The sequence below is a fragment of the Gordonia malaquae genome, from assembly GCF_037148075.1.
Classification (GTDB): Bacteria; Actinomycetota; Actinomycetes; order Mycobacteriales; family Mycobacteriaceae; genus Gordonia; species Gordonia malaquae.
The window spans coordinates 1,260,037-1,281,521 of record NZ_JBBCUB010000001.1; the positions used below are offsets into that span (position 1 = coordinate 1,260,037).

General features: G+C 67.1%; 19 protein-coding genes. 17 read left to right on the plus strand and 2 right to left on the minus strand.

Annotation, left to right across the window (positions count from 1 at the left end; all coding sequences use genetic code 11):
- Positions 1-6: 6 nt before the first annotated feature.
- The 16 genes from murD (at position 7) to WFK36_RS06430 (ending at position 18,745) form a co-directional block, all read left to right on the plus strand.
- A complete protein-coding gene (gene murD, locus WFK36_RS06355) occupies positions 7-1,533 on the plus strand; it encodes a UDP-N-acetylmuramoyl-L-alanine--D-glutamate ligase (protein ID WP_336790685.1) in 1,527 nt (508 codons plus the stop codon).
- On the plus strand, positions 1,530-3,347 hold the full coding sequence (ftsW, locus tag WFK36_RS06360; RefSeq protein WP_336790687.1) for a putative lipid II flippase FtsW: 1,818 nt from the start codon (positions 1,530-1,532) through the stop codon (positions 3,345-3,347). Before murD ends, ftsW begins: the two co-directional genes overlap by 4 nt.
- Positions 3,344-4,480 carry an undecaprenyldiphospho-muramoylpentapeptide beta-N-acetylglucosaminyltransferase gene (murG, locus tag WFK36_RS06365; RefSeq protein ID WP_336790689.1) on the plus strand — a complete coding sequence of 379 codons (1,137 nt, stop codon included), beginning with the start codon at positions 3,344-3,346 and terminating at the stop codon, positions 4,478-4,480. Before ftsW ends, murG begins: the two co-directional genes overlap by 4 nt.
- A complete protein-coding gene (gene murC, locus WFK36_RS06370; protein WP_336790691.1) occupies positions 4,477-5,943 on the plus strand; it encodes a UDP-N-acetylmuramate--L-alanine ligase in 1,467 nt (488 codons plus the stop codon). The genes murG and murC overlap by 4 nt, the downstream gene beginning before the upstream one ends.
- Positions 5,943-6,692 (plus strand): cell division protein FtsQ/DivIB, encoded by a 750-nt coding sequence (locus WFK36_RS06375; protein WP_336790693.1) that lies wholly within the window; start codon positions 5,943-5,945, stop codon positions 6,690-6,692. The genes murC and WFK36_RS06375 overlap by 1 nt, the downstream gene beginning before the upstream one ends.
- A gap of 154 nt (positions 6,693-6,846) precedes the next feature.
- Complete coding sequence (ftsZ, locus tag WFK36_RS06380) at positions 6,847-8,004, plus strand: cell division protein FtsZ (RefSeq protein ID WP_336790695.1); 1,158 nt, start codon at positions 6,847-6,849, stop codon at positions 8,002-8,004.
- A gap of 2 nt (positions 8,005-8,006) precedes the next feature.
- Positions 8,007-8,738 (plus strand): peptidoglycan editing factor PgeF, encoded by a 732-nt coding sequence (gene pgeF / locus WFK36_RS06385; protein ID WP_336790697.1) that lies wholly within the window; start codon positions 8,007-8,009, stop codon positions 8,736-8,738.
- Positions 8,735-9,466, plus strand: coding sequence for a YggS family pyridoxal phosphate-dependent enzyme (locus tag WFK36_RS06390; RefSeq protein ID WP_336790699.1), 732 nt, complete (start codon positions 8,735-8,737; stop codon positions 9,464-9,466). Before pgeF ends, WFK36_RS06390 begins: the two co-directional genes overlap by 4 nt.
- A gap of 82 nt (positions 9,467-9,548) precedes the next feature.
- On the plus strand, positions 9,549-10,310 hold the full coding sequence (locus WFK36_RS06395; protein ID WP_336790701.1) for a cell division protein SepF: 762 nt from the start codon (positions 9,549-9,551) through the stop codon (positions 10,308-10,310).
- A 93-nt stretch (positions 10,311-10,403) separates the two neighbouring features.
- A complete protein-coding gene (locus tag WFK36_RS06400; RefSeq protein WP_008376736.1) occupies positions 10,404-10,706 on the plus strand; it encodes a YggT family protein in 303 nt (100 codons plus the stop codon).
- A gap of 461 nt (positions 10,707-11,167) precedes the next feature.
- Positions 11,168-11,950 carry a DivIVA-like cell division protein Wag31 gene (gene wag31, locus WFK36_RS06405; protein WP_008376735.1) on the plus strand — a complete coding sequence of 261 codons (783 nt, stop codon included), beginning with the start codon at positions 11,168-11,170 and terminating at the stop codon, positions 11,948-11,950.
- Between the two features lie 45 nt (positions 11,951-11,995).
- A complete protein-coding gene (locus tag WFK36_RS06410) occupies positions 11,996-12,847 on the plus strand; it encodes a hypothetical protein (RefSeq protein ID WP_336790705.1) in 852 nt (283 codons plus the stop codon).
- 225 nt (positions 12,848-13,072) lie between these two features.
- Entirely contained in the window at positions 13,073-16,267 is a 3,195-nt protein-coding gene (ileS, locus tag WFK36_RS06415) for an isoleucine--tRNA ligase (protein ID WP_336790707.1), read from the plus strand.
- Between the two features lie 41 nt (positions 16,268-16,308).
- Positions 16,309-17,076 (plus strand): SGNH/GDSL hydrolase family protein, encoded by a 768-nt coding sequence (locus tag WFK36_RS06420; RefSeq protein ID WP_419717455.1) that lies wholly within the window; start codon positions 16,309-16,311, stop codon positions 17,074-17,076.
- Between the two features lie 107 nt (positions 17,077-17,183).
- A complete protein-coding gene (locus WFK36_RS06425) occupies positions 17,184-17,363 on the plus strand; it encodes a hypothetical protein (protein ID WP_008376730.1) in 180 nt (59 codons plus the stop codon).
- Positions 17,364-17,401: 38 nt separating this feature from the next.
- Positions 17,402-18,745 carry a DNA polymerase IV gene (locus WFK36_RS06430; protein ID WP_419717470.1) on the plus strand — a complete coding sequence of 448 codons (1,344 nt, stop codon included), beginning with the start codon at positions 17,402-17,404 and terminating at the stop codon, positions 18,743-18,745.
- Here the strand turns inward: WFK36_RS06430 and WFK36_RS06435 are convergent.
- Positions 18,703-19,641, minus strand: a complete 939-nt coding sequence (locus WFK36_RS06435) for an asparaginase (protein WP_336790712.1) — start codon at positions 19,639-19,641, stop codon at positions 18,703-18,705. The genes WFK36_RS06430 and WFK36_RS06435 overlap by 43 nt on opposite strands.
- Positions 19,642-19,820: 179 nt before the next feature.
- On the opposite strand from WFK36_RS06435, the gene WFK36_RS06440 reads away from it, so the two are divergent.
- Positions 19,821-20,393, plus strand: coding sequence for a WKL family lipoprotein (locus WFK36_RS06440; protein WP_008376725.1), 573 nt, complete (start codon positions 19,821-19,823; stop codon positions 20,391-20,393).
- Between the two features lie 76 nt (positions 20,394-20,469).
- Here the strand turns inward: WFK36_RS06440 and WFK36_RS06445 are convergent, their stop codons facing one another.
- On the minus strand, positions 20,470-21,474 hold the full coding sequence (locus WFK36_RS06445) for a hypothetical protein (RefSeq protein ID WP_336790714.1): 1,005 nt from the start codon (positions 21,472-21,474) through the stop codon (positions 20,470-20,472).
- Between the last annotated feature and the right edge of the window lie 11 nt (positions 21,475-21,485).

The window sequence follows — 21,485 nt, forward strand, 5'->3', positions numbered from 1 at the left end:
GAACCGATGAGTGCGCAGCAGTCGGAACTGAACCTCGCGGGCAAGCGTGTCCTGGTCGCCGGGGCGCGGGCGACCGGTCTCGCGGTGCTGAATCTGCTCGACGAGCAGAACGCCCGGGTCACCATGCTCGACACCAAGTTCGCCCACGGCGGGACCGATCCCGACCTCGCCGGGCGCGGTGTCGCAATGGTCGGCCCCGATGCGTTCGACGTCGACGGCGTGGTCAGTGCGCCGCCGGACATCGACTTGATCGTCGTGTCGCCCGGTTTCCGGCCGGACGATGCGTTGCTGGTGGCCGCGGCCGCTGCGGGCATTCCGGTGTGGGGCGACGTCGAACTGGCGTGGCGCGCCGATCAGGCCGGCATGTACGGCCCGCCGCGCACCTGGCTCGTGATCACCGGCACCAACGGCAAGACCACCACCACGTCCATGGCGGAGGCGATCGTCGAAGCCTCGGATCGGGCAGTCCTCGCGTGCGGCAACATCGGGCTGACCGTCGCCGATGCGCTCCGCGCGACGCCACGGGCCGACATCCTGTGTGTCGAGATGTCGTCGTTCCAACTGCACTGGGCGCCATCGGTGCGCCCGGCGGCGGGTGTGGTGCTCAACGTCGCCGACGATCATCTCGATTGGCACGGGTCGTTCGATGCGTACGCCGCCGCAAAACAGCAGGCGCTGCTCGGCGACGTGGCGGTCGTCGGTCTCGATGACGCCGTCGCCTCGGGTCTCCCGGCAGGGGAGCAGTCCCGGCGCATCGGCTTCACGCTGGCCGTGCCGCAGACCGGCCAGCTCGGCGTCGTGGACGGGATGCTCGTCGACAATGCGTTCGCCGCCGTCGCAGTGCCGCTCATCGCCGTCGATCGCATCCGGCCCGCAGGTCCGTCCGGGCTGTTCGACGCGTTGGCCGCGGCCGCCGTCACCCGTGCGATCGGGATCGATCCGGAGGCCGTCGAGCGCGGTCTGATCGGCTTCTCGCCTGCAGCGCACCGTGGCCAGATCGTTGCGCGGATCAACACGACCGGGTTCGTCGACGACTCGAAGGCCACGAACCCGCACGCCGCGCAGGCTGCGGTGTCGGGCTATGAGCGAGTGGTGCTCATCGCAGGCGGCCTGCTGAAAGGCGCACCGGTCGACGACCTGATCGCACACAACAAGCGCCGTTTCGCGGGAATCGTCGCGATTGGCACGGATCGCGACACCATTATGGACGCGATTGCGCGACACGCCCCAGAAGTCCCAGCAGTCACAGTATTCACAAGGGACGATGGTTCGGTGATGACTCAGCGGACTGATGGCGGCATTTCGGCCATCGCAGCGACCGGTGCTTCGAGCGCCGACGCGGTGATGGCGCAGGCGGTATCGGCCGCCTGGCAGTTGGCAGAGGCAGAACAGGCGGACTCCGGTCGTGCCGTGGACGCGGTGCTGTTGGCGCCCGCGGCCGCGTCGCTCGACATGTTCGCCAGTTACGGCGCGCGGGGCGATTCGTTCGCGACCGCATCGCTGGCCCTCGCCGACTCCGTCGCAGACCGATGAGCAGTCGAGACCGGAGAGACGGCCGTGATCGTCGAGATCGGCGTCGAAAGCGCTCGACCACGGCAGAGCCTGGCGTCTCGACGAACGCCGAGGAGAAAGACCACACGCCCGTCGACTCCGAAACGGAGGCGGACGCCCCGGACTCACCGGCAGTCGACCACGGTTCGAACGGGTCGCCGGCTCCGGACATCCTCGATGCAGATGCCGACGCCGCCGGGGATTCGGCTGACGACGGCCGCGCTCAGGAGACGGCACGGCGGCTGAACCTGTCGATGTCCTCGTTCGACGTCCGTGCAGTGATCGGTACCGTGCGGCAGGGCATTGGCAATCTTGTCGGCCGACCGTTGACGTCGTTCCACATGGTGCTGTCGCTGACGGTGATCCTGACAGTTCTCGGCCTCCTGATGGTGCTGTCGGCGTCGTCGGTCGACGGATACTCGAAAGACGGTTCGGCGTACGGGATGTTCACGACGCAGGCGATGTTCGTCGCGCTCGGCTTCGTGGGCTTCTACCTGGCGATGCGAGTGTCGCCCGCCGCGTTGCAGCGGCTCTCGTTCCCACTGGTCCTCGTCTCCTTGTTCCTGCTCATCATGGTGATGATCCCCGGCGTCGGCGTGCAGGGCGGTGGAGCGAAACGGTGGATCGAGATCGGAGGGCTCACTCTTCAGCCGTCCGAGGTCGCGAAGGTCGCACTGTGTCTCTGGGGCGCGAGCATTCTCGCCCATAAGCGACCCGGCGGGACTTTCAGCAAGGAACTCCTCCTCCCGCTGCTGCCGGTCGCCGCGGTGATGGCGTTCCTCGTGGCCATCCAGCCGAACCAGTCGACGATGATGATCCTGGTCATGATCGTGGGCGTTCTCCTCGTCTTCGCCGGGCTGCCGGGGCGGATCGTCGCGTCGTTCGCGTTCTTCGGCGCCATCGGGTTCGTCGCCTTCGCCTTTGTCGAGGAGTACCGCGCTGCTCGAGTGTTCAGTTTCCTCGGCGGTGCGCAGGACGTACTCGGCGGGGGCTACCAGGCGAATCAAGCCAAATTCGCTCTCGCCGACGGCGGGATCTTCGGCAAGGGACTCGGTCAGGGCACTGCGAAGTGGAACTACCTTCCCAACGCGCACAACGACTTCATCTTCGCCATCATCGGCGAAGAGCTCGGGCTGATCGGGGCGCTCAGCGTCGTCATCCTGTACGTCCTGCTCGGCTGGGTGGGAATGCGGATCGCACGACGTTCGGCGGACCCGTTCCTCCGACTGCTGTCGGTGACGATCACCGTGCTGTTCCTCGCGCAGGCGTTCATCAACATCGGCTACGTGATCGGTCTGCTGCCCGTCACCGGCATCCAGTTGCCGATCCTCTCGTACGGCGGCACGTCGGCGTTGACGATGCTCGCGATGCTAGGGCTGCTCGCGAACGCCGCGCGCCACGAACCCGCCGCCGTCACCGCGCTGACTCGGCCGAAGCCGAAGGGCCTCGCGCGGCTCCTGCGTCTGCCGGTTCCGCAGGCCTACAGACCTCCACGCGCCGCCGTGAGCAGGAGTCGCCGCGAGCGACGCCGCCCGGCGCCGTCGGCTGACCGCCGCCGACCGGCGCCCGCCCGGTCGTCTCGAGTCCGGCGTCCCGTCGCAGGCAGCGGGTCGACGTCTGTCCGGTCCGGCGAGATCCACTATCCTGGCAGCCAGCCGGGAGCGTTCCGACGTGAACAGCCGCGCCAGCCTCGGTCGGCTGCGGCGAGAGCGGAACGATCACGACGCAGCGGCGCAGACACGTCGTCGCGAGCACGGCCGACGAGGCGGAACGAAGGGGAGACCAGGCGCCGGTGAGCAAGAACAGAGAGACCGGCAGGCCGCTGTCCGTCGTCGTGGCAGGCGGGGGCACGGCGGGACACATCGAGCCTGCACTCGCCGTCGCCGATGCAGTCCGTCAGCTCGACCCGACGGCGCGGATCACGGCACTCGGCACCACCCGTGGACTGGAGACGAAAATCGTCCCCGAACGCGGATACGACTTGAAGTTGATCCCGCCCGTGCCGCTGCCCCGCAAGCCCGGTCTGGAACTGGCCAAGACGCCGTGGCGTGTTCTGCGTTCGGTTCGCGCGACCCGCAAGGTGTTCGCGGAGGTCGACGCCGATGTGGTCGTCGGCTTCGGCGGCTACGTGGCCCTGCCGGCCTATCTCGCGGCTCGGTCGACGTTCCGCGGATCGTCTCGACTGCCGGTGGTGATCCACGAGGCCAACGCGAGTGCGGGTGTCGCCAACAAGGTGGGCGCCAAGGTCGCCGATCGTGTCCTCGCGGCCGTGCCCGACTGCGGGCTCGCAGGTGCAGAGGTCGTCGGCATCCCCGTCCGGGGAGCGATCACCGGCCTCGATCGGCCCGCCGTCCGTGCACAGGCCCGCCAGTTCTTCGGGCTGGACGCGGATGCGCCCACGCTGCTGGTGTTCGGCGGCTCGCAAGGCGCACAGCGTCTCAATGAGGCGGTAGCGCCCGCCGCGGGCGCCCTGGGCGACGCCGGAGTGGGAGTGCTCCATGCGTATGGACCCAAGAACTCGATCAGTCCGGTCTCGCCCGAGGGCGCACCGGCCTACGTCGGCATCAGTTACCTGAACCGGATGGACCTCGCCTACGCCGCTGCTGACCTGGTGATGTGTCGGTCGGGTGCGATGACGGTCGCCGAGATCTCAGCGGCCGGACTGCCTGCCGTGTACGTTCCGCTGCCGCACGGCAACGGCGAACAGCGACTCAATGCGCTGCCCGTCGAGAAGGTCGGCGGATGCCTGATCGTCGGCAACAACGACGTGACTCCGGAGTGGGTCGCCGAGCAGATCCCGGCGTTGATCACCGACGCGGATCGGCTGGCCACGATGGGAGCGGCCGCGGCATCGGTCGGTCACCGCGACGCGGCCGTCGCCGTCGCCACCGCAGCACTGGAACTCGCGACCGAGAGAAGAATCCGATGAGCGCGCCGTCGCCGCAGCTGCCCGAACAGCTCGCCCGTGTACACATGGTCGGCATCGGCGGCGCCGGGATGTCCGGACTGGCCCGCATCCTCCTCGCGCGGGGCGGAAGCGTGTCGGGTTCGGATGCCAAAGACTCCCGTGGGATTCTTGCGCTCCGGACGCGGGGCGCCCAGGTCACGGTGGGCCACGACCCGTCTGCGCTGGACGTGCTGGACGGCGGTCCGACCGTTGTCGTGACCACCCACGCCGCGATCCCCAAGGACAATCCGGAACTCGTCGAGGCGCGCAGGCGCGGGATCCCGATCCTGTACCGCCCGCAGGTTCTCGCGCTCCTGATGGAGGGGCACCGGACCCTGTTGATCTCCGGCACACACGGGAAGACGTCGACAACGTCGATGTCGGTCGTCGCGCTGCAGCACTGCGGCAGCGACCCGTCGTTCGCGGTCGGTGGTGAGCTCAACGAGTCGGGCACCAATGCGCACCACGGCAGCGGTGGAGTGTTCGTGGCCGAGGCCGATGAGAGCGACGGCTCGCTGCTCGAGTACACCCCGGACATCGTCGTGGTCACCAACATCGAAGTGGATCACCTCGACTTCTTCGGCACCGAACAGGCGTACGTCGAGGTCTTCGACAAGTTCGTCGCGCTGATCCGTCCCGGTGGCGTCCTGGTGCTGTGCCTCGACGATCCCGGCTCGGCTGCGCTCGGCGGACGTGTCGCCTCCACGCTGACCGATCGAGGAGTCGCAGTGCTGGGATACGGCGCGGGTGACCACGCCGACTCGGCGCCGGATGTGCCGCTGGTGGCCGAACTCCTCGAGGTGACTCCGCGTGGGGCGGGCAGCACCACCGCGGTCCGACTCTCGCCGCCGGTCGCACCGACCGTGATGGAGAGGTCGCTGGACGTGACCCTGCCGGGACGGCACATGGCGCTCAATGCGCTCGGTGCGCTCGTGGCGTGTGTGAGCACCGGCCAACCGGTCGATGCCGTCGCTGACGGGATCGAGAGTTTCGGCGGCGTGCACCGGCGGTTCGAGTTCCGCGGCCGCGAGCGGGAGGTCGACGTCTATGACGACTACGCACACCATCCGACCGAAGTCCGCGCCGTGCTGTCGGCGGCGCGCGACGTGGTCCGGCACGGATCGGGTCGTGTGATCGCCGTCTTCCAGCCGCATCTGTACTCGCGCACTGCCGAGTTCGCCGCTCAGTTCGCCGAGGCGCTCAGTCTCGCCGATGAAGTGCTCGTCGCTGATGTGTACGGCGCTCGCGAGGCGCCGCAACCTGGAGTGAGCGGCCTGCTGATCTCCGACGCGGTGACGGCGCCGTCCGAGTTCGTGCCGAACATGTCTGCGATCCCCGGCGCGGTGGCCGCGCGTGCACGACGTGGCGATCTGGTTCTGACCATCGGAGCCGGCGACATCACGATGCAGGCGGCGTCGATCCTGTCGGCGCTGGCAGAACAGTAATGGCCGACGGCGACGAGCGTCGTCGACGCCGACGTCGAGGTTCCGACCGCGACAGCGGTCGGCGACCGAGCAAGGCGACCGTGATTCTGGTGATCCTCGGTGTGCTCGGACTTGTCGGGGGAGCAGTCGCGGTCGCGTACTATTCGCCTCTGATGTCGGTTCGTTCGGTCGATGTGGTCGGGACCGCGGCCGTCGACCGCAACGAGGTGCTGCGCCTGGCGAACGCACCCCAGGGTGTCCCCCTTCTCCAGGTCGACACCGGTGCGATCGCGGATCGGATCGCGGTGCTGCCCGCGGTCGAGGAGGTCAAGGTGGAGCGAAGCTATCCGTCCACGCTGACCATCGAGGTCACCGAGCGGACGCCGGTCGCCACTCTCGATTGGCAGGGCGGAGTCGGCGTGATGGACCGACTCGGAATGGTCTACCTGACCTTCGCCGACCGGAAAGCGGTGCCGAAGGCGTTCGCTCGACTGCCGATTCTGGCGGTTCCGAATCCCGGATCGAAGGATCCGGCGACTCTGGCGGCGCTGACGGTCGCGCAGGAGTTGCCGGAGTGGCTCCGGTCTCGGACGACGACGATCGAAGCGTCGTCGCCGGCCGACATCACCCTCGTCATGGCGTCGAAGCGTCGCGTGATCTGGGGTGATGCAGAACGGACCGACGACAAGGCCGAGGCGCTGCAGAGCGCGTTGAAGGTGAATGGGGACACCTACAACGTGTCGAGTCCGGAGTTTCCCGCGGTGAGCTGAGATTTCGCAGCGAACAATCTGCGACACGCCCACGTGCCTTACCCGGCACATCTGCACGCAATCAATACCGTTGTCATCAAGTGTTACGTACTTGACATAACTATAACCCTTTGGTTTAGCTTTAGGGTTTGAATTCAGGACTAGGAAAGGCATCATGACGCCACCCCACAACTACCTGGCTGTCATCAAGGTCGTCGGCATCGGCGGCGGTGGTGTCAATGCCGTCAACCGGATGATCGAGCAGGGTCTCAAGGGTGTTGAGTTCATCGCCATCAACACCGACGCTCAGGCGCTCCTGATCTCCGACGCCGACGTCAAGCTCGACATCGGCCGCGACTCGACCCGTGGACTCGGCGCAGGCGCGAACCCCGAGGTGGGTCGTGCGGCCGCCGAAGACGCGCGCGACGAGATCGAAGAGCTGCTCAAGGGTGCGGACATGGTCTTCGTGACCGCAGGTGAGGGAGGCGGCACCGGCACCGGTGGCGCACCCGTCGTCGCGTCGATCTCTCGCAAGCTCGGCGCGTTGACCGTCGGCGTGGTCACGCGCCCGTTCTCGTTCGAGGGCAAGCGCCGCGGTGGGCAGGCAGATGCCGGCATCACTGCTCTGCGGGAGTCGTGCGACACGCTGATCGTCATTCCGAACGATCGTCTCCTGCAGCTCGGCGACTCCAACCTGTCGCTGATGGACGCGTTCCGCAGCGCCGACGAGGTGCTCCTCAACGGTGTCCAGGGCATCACCGACCTGATCACCACGCCCGGCCTGATCAATGTCGACTTCGCTGACGTGAAGGGCGTCATGAGCGATGCCGGCAGCGCGCTCATGGGAATCGGCGCCGCGCGGGGCGACGGTCGTGCGAGCAAGGCGGCTCAGGCCGCGATCAACTCGCCACTGCTCGAGGCGTCGATGGAGGGCGCGCGTGGTGTTCTGATCTCGATCGCAGGCGGCAGCGACCTCGGCCTGTTCGAGATCAACGATGCCGCGTCGCAGGTCCAGGAGGCTGCGCACGAAGAGGCGAACATCATCTTCGGCACCGTGATCGACGACAACCTCGGCGACGAGGTGCGCGTGACCGTGATCGCGGCCGGTTTCGACGGTGGAACGCCGCGCAAGAAGGTCGATGCGCCCGCGGTGTCGAACCGGAGCCAGGTGGCGGCCGCGAGTTCCGGCGAGGTCTCGACCCCGGCGGCGAAGGATCCGCTGTTCGGCAGCGAGCGGGAGAAGCCGGGCAACCCGTTCGGCGACCCGGCTCCGCGCCGCAACTCGCTGCGCTTCGACGACGATGACGTCGACGTTCCCGACTTCATGAAGTGACCGTGGCGTACACGGTCCGTCGTGCCGTGACCACGCGGGCCGGTGGGGTCTCGCAGTCGCCGTACGACTCGTTCAACCTGGGCGACCACGTGGGCGACGATCCCGTCGCAGTCGCGGAGAATCGGGCGCGCCTGGCCCGCGATCTGGGTGTGGGTCCGGATCGGGTGGTCTGGATGGAGCAGGTCCACAGTCGTACCGTGACCGTCGTCGACGGACCGGTCGCCGAGCCGGTTCCGGTGACCGACGCGCTCGTCACGTCGCGAACCGATCTGGCACTCGCTGTGCTCACCGCCGACTGCGTGCCGATCCTGCTCAGCGATGACGAGGCCGGCGTGATCGCCGCCGTCCACGCCGGGCGCGTCGGCGCTCGGATCGGCATCGTGCCCGTCGTTCTCGAGGCGATGATGGATCTCGGGGCCAGGGCCGATCGAATCGGCGCGTTCCTCGGGCCCGCCGCCAGTGGTGATCGCTACGAGGTGCCCAGTGCGATGCAGGCCGACGTGGAGAAGCACCTCCCCGGCAGCGCGTGCCGCACCAGCAAGGGAACCGCGGGACTCGATCTGCGTGCAGGCATCCGTCGCCAACTGCTCGATGCCGGTGTCGGAGGCGTAGCCGTCGATCCGCGCTGCACGATCGACGACCTGTCACTGTTCAGTCACCGACGCGGAGCGCCGACCGGGCGCATCGCATCGGTCGTCTGGATGGACTCCTCCGCCGCACAGGGGCGCGAGTGACGGATTCCCGACGTGACGCGCTGTCGGCGGCACTGAGCGCGGCGCAGACGCGGGTGGCCGACGCCACCCGTGCTGCGGGACGCGCCGACGGTGACGTCACGCTGCTTGTCGTCACCAAGTTCTTCCCGGCGTCGGACGTTGTGCATCTGCTCGACCTGGGTGTGCGCGAGGTGGGGGAGTCGCGTGAACCGGAGGCCGGCCGCAAACTGGCCGAGGTGTCCGCTGCGCGTCCTGACGTCTCGTTCGACGCCGACATGATCGGCACGGTGCAGCGTAAGAAAGCACGGTCGGTCGCGCGATGGGCGCGTCGAGTGCATTCGGTCGACTCGCTGGACTTGATCGACGCCTTCGGCGGTGCCGCGGCTCGGTGCCGCGATGAGGGTGAACGGACCTCGCCTCTCGGTGTGCTGCTGCAGTTGAGCCTCGACGGTGACCCCTCACGTGGTGGCCTCGTCGAGGCCGATCTCGCAGATGCCGCGGATCGCGTCGCCTCCCATGATGCGCTGTGCTTGGAGGGCCTCATGGTGATCGCGCCACTCGACATCGAGGCCGGAGCCGCAATGCAGCAGGCAGCGGCGGTGCGGGAGCGCTTCATCGTCTCGCATCCGGAGGCTCGAGAGTTCTCAGCCGGCATGTCAGGTGACCTCGAAGAGGCGATTGCAGCCGGATCGACATGTGTGCGTGTCGGAACCGCGATCATGGGTCCGCGACCGATACTCTCTCTCTAGTCACATTGGTCCCAACAGAACCACCTGGACCAACTGGCAACAACTTCCACACGGATCACGCGCATCTCGAGAAAGGCTTCCGATGACGACGATGCAGAAGTTCAAGGCATATTTCGGCATGGTGCCTCCGAACGAGTACGACGACGACTACTTCGACGGTCCGTCCGACGGCGAGCCCAGCGCTCGTGAGCGGACGTACATGGAGAAGTACCGTTCGAACTCGCTGCGCGAGGAGCCCTTCTACGAGGACGACGACTACCGCGCGTCGGAGTTCCGAGGGGAGTACCGTGACGCGGGCTACCGTGAACCCGAGTACGCCGATGCAAACCTGCGTGAACCCGTCATGCACGACGGCGGTCGTTTCGAGGGCTCGCGCGGCTACGCCCCGCGCTCGGAGCGTCCGTATGTCGCGGCACGCCGCGCGGAGGCCCCGCGCCGCCTCGCCGATGAGGCGCCGCTCCGTTCGCGCCTCGAACCCCTCGAGCGGCCGTCGGGTCTGCAGGTGCGCGGAGCGAATGCCATTGCGCCGGAGCCCCGCATGGACGTCGATGCCGTCGCCGACACCGCGGCCAAGATCACGACGCTGCGTCCCGCCGACTACTCGGAGGCCCGAACCATCGGTGAGCGCTACCGTGACGGCAATCCGGTCATCATCGACCTCGCCGACATGAGCAACGACGATGCCAAGCGACTGGTGGACTTCGCTGCTGGGCTCGCCTTCGCGGTGCGCGGCTCGCTCGAGAAGGTCGCCACCAAGGTGTTCCTGCTCTCGCCCGCGGGCATCGACGTGAGCCCCGAACAGCGTCGACGGATCGCCGAGACGGGATTCTCCAACCAGTCCTGAGCGACCTCTCGCCCTGACGCCCACGCCGCGTCGAACCGCCTCCTCCGGCGGGTCGACGCGGCGTTGTCGTCTGACATCAGGCACGATTGACAGGTGACATCGTTTCTGTGGATCCTCTATTTCGCGCTGTTCGTCTACACGTTGCTCCTGCTCGGCAGGCTCGTGGTGGAGATGGTGCAGTCGTTCGCGCGTCGTTGGCGACCCAAGGGGCCGTCGGTGGTGATCATCGAGGTCGTGTTCATGCTGACCGATCCGCCCGTCAAGCTTCTGCGCCGGCTGATTCCGCCGCTCAATCTCGGCGCTGTGCGTCTGGACCTGTCTCTCATGATCATCCTGATTCTGGTCGCGATCGGCATGCAGGTGACTCAGCATTTCGCGGTCGCATCCGGACTGTAGATCGACCGAGTCGAAGCTGTCGAACAATTGTTCCCGTTCTCTGTTGAATAGGAAATACTGATTCACCGAGTGTGGCGGTAACCGGGGGCAGTGGAATGCAGATCACACGAACGTGATGCCGCCCCGAGTGCCGGGGCGGCCGGGTCGAGCATCCTCGAAGGTCTCTGACGTGGGCTTTGGCGCGGTCAGGCCCCCTGGATCGCACTGATCGGTGCAGTGGCGCGTGGCGGATGACAAAACGATCGAGATTGTATTTCGAACGGGTAGAGCCTGTGGATGAAACTTGGTCCTGGAGTGACGAGATGACACGCTAGTGACGTAGTGGTACTGGTATTAATGGAATTGCGATGGAAACTCCGTCGCATCGAACGTGTTCGCTCACGCGGACTGCATGTACTCGACGCAGGACATACGGACTCGAAGCCGACCGGATTCGAGTGAGATGTAAAAGGGGAACCGAAATGCGGCTGACACCGGCTGATGTGCACAACGTGGCGTTCAGCAAACCGCCGATCGGTAAGCGTGGCTACAACGAGGACGAGGTCGACCAGTTCCTCGACTTCGCCGAGGCGGAGCTTGCACGGTTGATCGACGAGAACAACGACCTCAAGCAGCGCGTCTCCGAACTCGAGACAGAACTGGCGGAGGCCCGTGCCAAGGGTGGCGCCGACCGTACCCAGGCGTTCTCGGCTCCGGCGCCCGCGCCGGTCCCCGAGCCCGCTCCTGTCGCTGCCGCTCCCGTCGTCAACGACGAGGAGGCGCACGGTCGCGCCGCACGCGTTCTCGCCCTCGCTCAGGACACTGCTGACCGAGTGACCGGTTCTGCTCGTGCCGAGGCGGACAGTCTGTTGACCGACGCGCGCCAGCGCAGCGAGTTCATGGTGAACGAAGCGCAGGGCAACGCCGACGCGACGCTCGCCGACGCCCGTCAGCGCAGTGAGGCGCTTCTCGCCGATGCGCAGACCCGTGCCGAGGCTCAGGTCCGCCAGGCGCAAGAGCGTGCAGACTTCCTCCAGCGCGACGCCGAGCAGAAGCACACCGAGATCATGTCGACCATCAACCAGCAGCGTGGCGTGCTGGAGGGTCGCATCGAGCAGCTCAAGACCTTCGAGCGCGAGTACCGGACCCGCCTGAAGACCTACCTCGAGTCGCAGCTGGAAGAGCTGCAGCAGCGAGGCAGTGCCGCACCGGCCGACTCGACCCAGGCGCCGCAGGGTTTTGACGGCGGCTACCCGCAGAACTAGCGTGACCGCACCTTCGAACGCTGAACCGACGAGAGGACCTCGCTCGTGCTGACAATCGCCGTAGCGCTGACTCTCGTCGGTTTCGGCCTTCTCGTGTTCGCTCTCGTGAGCTCGAACTTCGCGCTCGCCATCGCATGCATCGTCGTGTGCGTGGTCGGCCTGGCCGTGCTCCTCATCGACACCATCCGGGCGGGCAAGCGCGGAGGGACGGGCGTCGACGACGAACCGTTGTTCACCATCCGCGGACGCGAGTCGTCCTCACGCGCGGAGCCGCTCGCGGACGACGACGTTGAGGAGCCCGTCGCAGACCGCACGCCGTCGTGGGACGCCGACCCCGAGCCGGAGGCCTCCGGACTGGGTTCGATCGTCTCCCCGGAGGCGCACGGAAGTCCGGTTCCGTTGGAGAAGCCGATCGACTCGGGTCGCCTGCCGACTTTCGACACCGGTCAGCAACCGCGTTTCGACACCGGCCAGCAGCCTCGTTTCGACACCGGCCAGCAGCCTCGTTTCGACACCGGCCAGCAGCCTCGTTTCGACACCGGCGAGCAGCCGCGTTTCGACGCCGGCCAGCAGCCTGTGGAAGCCGAGACCGGCGATGCGAACGATTACATTCGATCGGTCACGGGGCAGTTCCCGGCCGCATCCCAGACGGGCCGTATTCCGGCTGTCCAGTCGTATCAGCCGAACCCTCAGCCGCTCGAGACGTCGGACCCGATCACCGGCGGTCAGCCGCAGATCAACACCGACTCCGGGTACGTCGGGCGTCGTCGCCGCGTGGAGGGCGAATCGGACTCCGTCGTCGTCAACACACCTGATCCGTCGCTGCCCGCGATGAAGCTCGTGTACGGCGACGAGCCGGGCGACGCCGACTCGACCGGCGAACCGCGCAACGGGTAGACTCCGTCACGATCAAGCGATGATCCGGCCATCACCGGGGAGCATCCGGAAGAACAGGCGCGTGCGCCCCAGTAGAACCGGACGGGTAGGCCCGTCACAGCCGTAGATTCGAGAGGCGTCGCATTCCGGTGCGACGCAAGCGGGGTGGTACCGCGCGCATCGCATAGGTGAGCGTCCCCGTGCCGAGACACGCTGACATGTCAGCACTGGCACGAGGAGACACTGGTGAGCGACAACGCCCCCGACACTGACACCACGAGCACCGCACCGGTGTACCCGATCGTCGACCTGACGGGCGGCACCGGTCGCGGTGCTCCGTCGTTTCCGGACGTCGAGCAGCGGGTGCTGGACTTCTGGGCGTCGGACGACACCTTCAAGGCGTCGATCGCCAACCGCGACGACGCTCCCGAGTTCGTCTTCTACGACGGCCCGCCCTTCGCCAACGGTCTGCCGCACTACGGTCACCTGCTGACCGGCTACGTCAAGGACGTGGTCCCGCGTTACCAGACCATGCGAGGCAAGAAGGTCGACCGGCGCTTCGGCTGGGACACGCACGGCCTGCCGGCCGAACTCGAAGCCGAGCGTCAGTTGGGGATCACCGACAAGTCGGAGATCGAGACCATGGGCGTCGAGAAGTTCAACGACTACTGCCGCGACTCGGTTCTGCGGTACACCGGCGAATGGCGTGACTACGTGACCCGCCAGGCCCGCTGGGTGGACTTCGACAACGACTACAAGACGCTCGATCTCGACTTCATGGAGTCGGTCATGTGGGCGTTCAAGCGGCTGCACGACAAAGGTCTGGTGTACCAGGGCTATCGTGTGCTGCCGTACTCGTGGTACGAGCAGACCCCGCTGTCGAATCAGGAGGCGAAGCTCGACGACGCCTACCGGATGCGCCAGGATCCGGCCGTGACCGTCACCATGCCGCTCACAGCTCCGGGTTCGCCGCTCGACGGAGTCAACGCCCTCATCTGGACGACGACACCCTGGACCCTGCCGTCGAACCTCGCGATCGCCGTTCATCCGGACGTCGAGTACTCCCATGTGCGCACAGCGGAGGGCGTCGACTATCTGCTGGCCACGGCCCTGGTCGGGGCGTACGCCAAGGAACTCGGCGAGGTGGAGACGATCGGCACGCACGTCGGACGCGAACTCGCGGATCTGACCTACACGCCGCCGTTCGACTTCTTCGCAGGACACCCGAACTCCCACCGCGTTCTGCTCGCGGACTACGTGACCACCGACAGTGGCACCGGCATCGTCCACCTCGCTCCCGCATTCGGTGAGGAGGACATGGACTGCGCGACCGCCAACGGCATCGAGGTGGTGCAGCCTCTCGATCCGGGTGGCAAGTTCACCTCGCAGGTCCCGCCGTACGAGGGTCTGATGGTGTTCGACGCGAACCCCGTCATCATCAAGGACCTCAAAGAAGCCGGCCGGATCCTCCGGCACGAGACGATCGAGCACTCGTACCCGCACTCGTGGCGGTCGGGCAAGCCGCTGATCTACATGGCCGTCCCGTCGTGGTTCGTGGCAGTCCAGCCGATCAAGGCGCGGATGTTGGAGCTGAACCAGGAGATCACCTGGTCGCCGTCGCACATCCGCGACGGCCAGTTCGGCAAATGGCTCGAGGGCGCCAAGGACTGGAACATCAGTCGCAACCGATTCTGGGGCGCACCGATCCCCGTGTGGGTGTCCGACGACCCGGAGTTCCCCCGTGTCGACGTGTACGGCAGCCTGGACGAGCTCGAGGCCGACTTCGGCGTTCGACCGACGAACATGCATCGGCCGTACATCGACGAACTGACTCGGCCGAACCCCGACGACCCGTCGGGACGGTCGACGATGCGCCGTGTCCCCGAGGTCCTCGACTGCTGGTTCGAGTCGGGCTCGATGCCGTTCGCGCAGGCGCACTATCCCTTCGAGAACACCGACTGGTTCGACGGTTCGGTCGAGAAGGGGATCCTGCCGCACAACCCGGGCGACTTCATCGTCGAGTACAACGGTCAGACGCGCGGCTGGTTCTACAACCTGCACGTTCTCGCGACCGCACTGTTCGACCGTCCGGCGTTCAAGACCGTCGCCGCTCACGGCATCGTGCTGGGCGACGACGGTCAGAAGATGAGCAAGTCCAAGCGCAACTACCCGGACGTCAACGAGGTGTTCGACCGCGACGGTTCCGACGCGATGCGCTGGTTCCTGATGGCGTCGCCGATCCTGCGCGGCGGCAATCTGGTCGTCACCGAGCGCGGCATCCGCGAGGGCGTCCGCCAGGCGCTGCTCCCGATGTGGAACGCCTACAGCTTCCTGCAGTTGTACGCGGATCGCCAGGCCACGTGGCGCACGGACTCGGAGAACGTCCTCGACCGCTACATCCTCGCCAAGCTTGCGGCGACGCGGGACGAGATGACCGAAGCCCTGGACGTCTACGACATCGCGGGTGCCTGCGAGAGCTTCCGCGAGTTCTGCGAGTCGCTCACCAACTGGTACGTCCGACGTTCGCGGGCACGTTTCTGGGCGGGCCAGGACTCCGATGCCGACGCGTTCGACACGCTGTACACGGTGCTCGAGGTGGCGGGCCGCCTGGCTGCGCCGCTCCTGCCGTTGGCGACCGAGGCCATGTGGCGCGGTCTCACCGGGGAGCGCTCGGTGCACCTGACCGACTGGCCCGCCGATGGCGAACTGCCCGCCGACGCCGATCTCGTGGCGGCGATGGACGAGATCCAGTCGGTCTGCTCGGTCGCCTCGAGCGTCCGCAAGGCGAACAAGCTGCGCGTGCGTCTGCCGCTGCCCGGTCTGACTGTCGCGTCCCCGACCGCTGAATTGATGGCGCCGTACGCGGACCTGATCGCGGACGAGATGAACGTGAAGAAGGTCGACCTGTCGACCGACGTCGACTCGTTCGGCAAGGTCGAGGTGGCGGTCAACGCTCGCGCGGCCGGACCCCGCATCGGCAAGGAGGTCCAACGGGCCATCAAGGCGGTCAAGTCGGGGAACTGGGAGTTCGCGACCAGTGCGGAGACCGGTGAGCAGATCGTCGTCGCCGACGGCATCGAACTGCGGGGAGAGGAGTTCTCCCGCAAGCTCGTCGCGGCATCGCCGGACTCGACGGCCGAGTTGCCGAGCGGCGCCGGACTCGTGGTGCTCGACACCGCCGTCACCCCGGAGCTCGAAGCGGAGGGCTGGGCCAAGGACCGCATTCGTGAACTGCAGGATGCCCGACGGAACCTCGGTCTGGAGATCTCGGATCGCATCGTCGTCCGGCTCGTGGTGCCGGAGGATCGGGTGGACACCGCCAGAACTCACGCTGCGATGATCGCAGGCGAAGTCCTCGCGACATCGTTCGACGTCGAGACCGGCGACGCTGCGGCGATCGAGCTCAACGACGGAGTCTCCGCCGACGTGACGAAGGCCTGACTGCCCGATGCTGGTTCTCGAACCCGCATAGGTACGCTTGCATGGTGACTTATCTGCGGTATGCGGCCCTCGGCGACTCCTTCACCGAAGGTGTCGGAGATGCCGATCCGGCCCTTCCGAACGGTGTCCGGGGGTGGGCGGATCGGGTCGCAGCCGTGCTGCACGCCGCGCAGCCGGAGGCACGGTACGTGAATCTGGCGATCCGTGGTCGCAAGCTCGTGCCGATCGTCGAGGAACAGGTCGACGCGGCGATCGCGCTCGGTCCGGACCTCGTCACGATCCACGCTGGAGGCAACGACCTGCTGCGCCTATCGGTAGACATCACCGCCCTCGCTGCGGTGTACGACGACGCGATAGGTCGCCTCAGGGCGACGGGTACGACAGTTGTGCTGTTCACGCCTCACGATCCGGGTGCGGCCGCGGGATTCCGGGCCTTGCGCGGACGGTTCGCGATTCTGGCGGAAGCGATGCGGGAGATCGCCGACCGTCATGACGCCGTGCTCGTCGACTACTGGCGACTCCGCGACTACGACGACGTCCGCCTCTGGAGCTTCGACCGACTGCACATGTCGGCCGCCGGGCACCAGCGAATGGCGATGGCGGTCCTCGACGCGCTCGGTGTGGACCACGACCTCCAGACGCTCGAACTGGCACCGCTGCCAGACCTGAGTACTGCCGAGCAGGCGCGCCAGGCACTGACCTGGGTCACCGGTTTCGCCGGACCATGGCTGGGCCGCCGCCTTCGTGGTGTGTCGAGTGGGGACACCCTCGCGCCGAAGTATCCGGACTGGTCTGTCCCACCGCAGTAGTACACGACCGATTCCTGCTCCCGGAGCGGGCCTGCGTCCAGTGGTGCCGCTCGCTTGAGGAGCGGGGAGGATTCGGCTCAGTCGGAGGAGGACTAAACTCTTCAGACATGCTCACCGACGACCTGGAACGATTGCAGCGTTGGGAAGACGCGGGCGCGCAGTGGTCGGTCGCGGCGCTACGAGCCGACTCGGTGACGATCTCACTGCTGCGGTGCGACGGTGGGGAAGAGGTCGACCGCTTCACGTCGACCGATCCGCGCGTCCTGGCACTCTGCCGCGAACGGTGACCGCAGAACGCAGCTCGCGGTGGGTGTTCCACATCGACATGGACGCGTTTTTCGCCTCGGTGGAACAACTGACCCGGCCGACGCTCGCCGGGCGTCCAGTCCTCGTCGGCGGAAGCGGTGGACGCGGTGTCGTCGCAGGCGCCAGTTACGAAGCCCGAGCGTTCGGCGCGCGTTCCGCCATGCCGATGCATCAAGCGCGGCGTCTCGTCGGACCGTCCGCCGTGGTTCTGCCGCCGCGTATCGACGTGTACCGCGTCGTCAGCGCGCGAGTGTTCGGCATCGTTCGAGAGTTCGCGCCCGTCATCGAGACGTTGTCGTTCGACGAGGCGTTCGGGGAGCCGACGGAGCTGCAGGGGGCCACCGTCGACGACGCTGCGGACTTCGCCCGCAGCATGCGGGCTGCGATACGTGACACAACGGGACTGGCGGCCTCCGTCGGATTCGGGACCGGCAAACAGATCGCGAAGATCGCGTCCGGATTGGCGAAACCCGACGGACTTCGAGTGATCGAACCGAGTCGTCAACTCGAGTTCCTGCAGGAACTCCCGGTCCGGAAACTGTGGGGGATCGGGCCGGTGTCCGGCGACCGTCTCGCGCGCCTGGGCGTGGAGACGATCGGGGACCTAGCCGCGATGTCGGACGCCGAAGTCGCCTCCGTGCTCGGCGGCACCGTCGGCCCCGCCCTGCATCAACTCGCCAAAGGGATCGATCATCGACCAGTCGCCGAACGCGCCAGTGCGAAGCAGATCAGTGCAGAATCGACCTTCGCCACCGACATCATCGACCTCGTCGGTCTGCGCGCCGCGGTACTGGCTGCCGCAGCCGATGCGCATCGCCGGCTGATCGACGACGGTCGAGGTGCGCGAACGGTTGTGGTGAAGCTTCGGCGGAGCGACATGTCCGTGTTGACCCGCTCGTCGACCTTGCACGCCGCGACGACCGACCTCGACGTCCTCACGAGCGCCGCGTTGAAGGTGATGCTCGATCCGTCGGAGATCGGTCCCATCCGTCTCGTCGGCGTCGGGTACGCGGGGCTCACCGACGTCCGACAGGACTCACTCTTCCCCGAACTCGACGCTGACCCGACTGCCGGCACAGACCCGGTGGACGTGCCGCGCGGGGTGCAGATCCCCCGAGGGCCGGAGCGAGACGACGACCTGCCGACCGGCACCGATGTCCGACATCCCGACCACGGGCACGGCTGGGTGCAGGGCGGTGGACACGGGTTCGTGACAGTGCGCTTCGAGACACGTGAGACCGGCCCGGGGCGCACCCGGAACTTCCGGCTGGCAGCGTCCGGCCTGACCAGGGCTGATCCGCTCGACAGCCTCGGGTGGGATCAGGACGGCGACGACGCCGCGAAGAACTCGGACACCCGCTGACGGTCCGCTCCGATCGACAGCAGCGCGAGCAGCGCCATCCGGGCTTGCGGCGCCCGGAGCCATGGGGAGAAGATCGCGCCGGCCCGGTCGAGATCGACCCCGCCGCCCCCTCCGCCGTAGGTCGGTTCGACCGTGCCGAACGGGACACGGGTCGAGACGACGACGACAACGTCGCGCTGCACGGCGAGGCTCACCTGGGCGGTGATGTCGGGGTGCGTGTTCCCCGACCCGGTCGCCGACAGGACGATGCCGGACGCGCGTTGTTCAACCGCCGCGGCGATGGTCCCCGGTGAGACTCCCGGGTACAGCGCGATGAGATCCACGCGCGCGCGGAGCCGGTCCGGGAGGGCGTCGGCGACCAAGGGGCGCGGGAGGTCGGCATTCACCGTGTCGAAGGCCCGAATGTCGGTGGTCGAGCGTTTGAACACTCCACGGGCGTTCAGGATCGATCCGCCTAGTGCGACCAGCACACCGCGCCCGCGATACTGCGGATCGGCGGCGGCGGTGACGGCCGTCGTGATGTTCGCCGGGCCGTCGGACTCCGGGTGATCGGCCGGATACTGCGCGCCGGTGAACACGACCGTTCGTGGATCAGCTGCGAAGAGGTCGGCCAGGTAGGCGGTCTCCTCGAGTGTGTCGGTCCCGTGTGTGACGACGACTCCGGCCACTTCCGGGTCGTCGAGGGCGTCGGCGATCGCGCGGACCACGGCGAACTGCTCACGGACTGTCATCGCGGACGAGTCGACAGCCATCAACTCGACGGGGATCACCGTGATGTCGTCGGAGACCGTCGGGACGAGGTCCGCTGCGGTCAGTACGGGTACCGCTCCGTCGTCCGTCGTGCGGGACGCGGCCGTCCCGCCGGTGGTGATCATCACAACCCGGCATGCGTTCATGGGCCGATTGTTGCACTTTCTGGCGGGACGTGTGCGCTGGTCATCGGTAGCGCACGGGACGGAAGTGGCGGATGTGTCGCGAATGATCGGATGCGTGCCGCCGCCGCCTTTTGGCATAGTGGATGTGTGCTCGGGCTCGACAGTCGGCCAGGGCGGAACATGACGTGAGGATTGAACTCTTGAAGATTCGCAATTTCGTGGCCGTTGCCGTGGTGGCCGCTGCTGTCGCCACCACCGCCGCGTGCGGCTCCGACGACTCCGGCGTGCCGCCCGTGCCCACCTCGACCAGCTCGTCGGCCGCCGCCTCGACCAGCACCGAGGCGACCGGCACCGAAGCGGAGATGACCAACGCGAGCAAGGTCCCGAGCGTCGCCGCGCTCAACGACATGCTGACGACCGCCCTTGATCCGAAGATCAAGGCATCGGAGAAGGTCGACCTCATCGAAGGCTCCGAGAAGGATCCGTCGATCTTCGACAAGCTGGTCAAGGCGAAGAAGGACAACCCGAAGGTCACCTACCGGATCAAGGCTCCGGTCACCAAGAACGGCCCGAAGAAGGCCAAGGTGAAGGTCCTCGTCAAGATTCCAGGCAACCCGGCGAACCCGATCGACGCATCGATCGTCTTCGACAACGGCCGCTGGAAGCTGTCGAAGGACACCGTGTGCTCGCTGCTCGCGATGAGCGACACCAAGTCGCCGCTGTGCGCGAGCGACACGCCGTCGTCGAAGAAGAAGGCGAAGTCGACCAACTGAGTCCGGCCTGCTGACACGAATGCCCCCGCCGCCCGGCGGGGGCATTCGTGCGTTTCAACGGGTCTCGACGTGACGGTCAGGGGGCCGCCGGACTCCACGAGACGGTGTACTCGTTCTGCTGGAGCAGCGGAGGGGCTCCAGCGTCTCCGGAGAGCTGACGCGCACCCTTGGTGACGATCTTCCCCCCGGTCGGCAGCATCTTCGTCAGGTCGACGGTCACCTCTCCGGACCCCGACATCGCGTAGCGGTCGATGGTCAGCGTCTGGGCCGACCCCGGGATGCGGAACACCGAGTCCACCGGCGTCTCGTCGACGGTCACCGCCAAGGTCAGCACAGATCCGACGCGCGCCTTGAGCGTCACCGTGGTGGTGCGGCGAATGGTGGCGGCCGAGGCGATCGTGCGAACCGACTCCCACCGCGCGCCGACGCCGACGGGCTCCGTCGGCAGTGGGATCGACTGATCGAACGCCCCGGTGAACGACTGCTCGACTGCGCTCCTCGCAGGCGACGACGAGTCGTCGTTGGGGAGCAGCCTCAGCATCTGCGGATTGAGGCCGGGCGCGAAGGTGGCCCCTCCGGCCGAACCGGATATCGCGCCCAGTTCCGGAGTCAGAGCATCGTCGAGGGTGGTCGGCGTGCCGATCGTGAACTCGAGGTTCGACGGATCGTCGCACACCACTCGAGCCGTGATCGGCGTCGTGAGGTTCTGCTGCGTTCGCTGCACCTGCTGCTTGTTCTGCGCATCCGGCGCGATGCTCGCTTCCAACGAGTCCGTCGTCAACGTCACCTTCTGCGCGCGAGCGGTGTCCGGTGCGGGCGTCAGCGGCTGCGGAGTGCCGGACCCCGGGTCGACGACAGTCACGGTGGCTGCGGAGACAGGGATCGGTCGCACCCCGGCGCGGTCCACGCTCGACGATTCCGCACATGGACCGGAGTCGGATGTCCCGCCGGAGTCGTCGGACGAACAGCCGGTCAGCGCGATCGCGGCGCTCAGTGGAAGCACCGCGAGCGCGACGACGGTGCGGCGTCGCGGGGTCGACGAACGTGGAGGGTCGGTGGCGTCTCGATGCGGAACAGTCACGCCCACGAGAG

Coding starts and splice junctions, on each gene's coding strand:
- wag31 (WP_008376735.1), top strand. CDS start 11,168: ATGCGGCTGACACCGGCTGATGTGCACAACGTGGCGTTCAGCAAACCG.
- WFK36_RS06420 (WP_419717455.1), top strand. CDS start 16,309: ATGGTGACTTATCTGCGGTATGCGGCCCTCGGCGACTCCTTCACCGAA.
- ftsW (WP_336790687.1), top strand. CDS start 1,530: ATGAGCAGTCGAGACCGGAGAGACGGCCGTGATCGTCGAGATCGGCGT.
- murC (WP_336790691.1), top strand. CDS start 4,477: ATGAGCGCGCCGTCGCCGCAGCTGCCCGAACAGCTCGCCCGTGTACAC.
- WFK36_RS06425 (WP_008376730.1), top strand. CDS start 17,184: ATGCTCACCGACGACCTGGAACGATTGCAGCGTTGGGAAGACGCGGGC.
- ftsZ (WP_336790695.1), top strand. CDS start 6,847: ATGACGCCACCCCACAACTACCTGGCTGTCATCAAGGTCGTCGGCATC.
- murD (WP_336790685.1), top strand. CDS start 7: ATGAGTGCGCAGCAGTCGGAACTGAACCTCGCGGGCAAGCGTGTCCTG.
- WFK36_RS06430 (WP_419717470.1), top strand. CDS start 17,402: ATGGACGCGTTTTTCGCCTCGGTGGAACAACTGACCCGGCCGACGCTC.
- WFK36_RS06435 (WP_336790712.1), bottom strand. CDS start 19,641: ATGAACGCATGCCGGGTTGTGATGATCACCACCGGCGGGACGGCCGCG.
- WFK36_RS06395 (WP_336790701.1), top strand. CDS start 9,549: ATGACGACGATGCAGAAGTTCAAGGCATATTTCGGCATGGTGCCTCCG.
- WFK36_RS06375 (WP_336790693.1), top strand. CDS start 5,943: ATGGCCGACGGCGACGAGCGTCGTCGACGCCGACGTCGAGGTTCCGAC.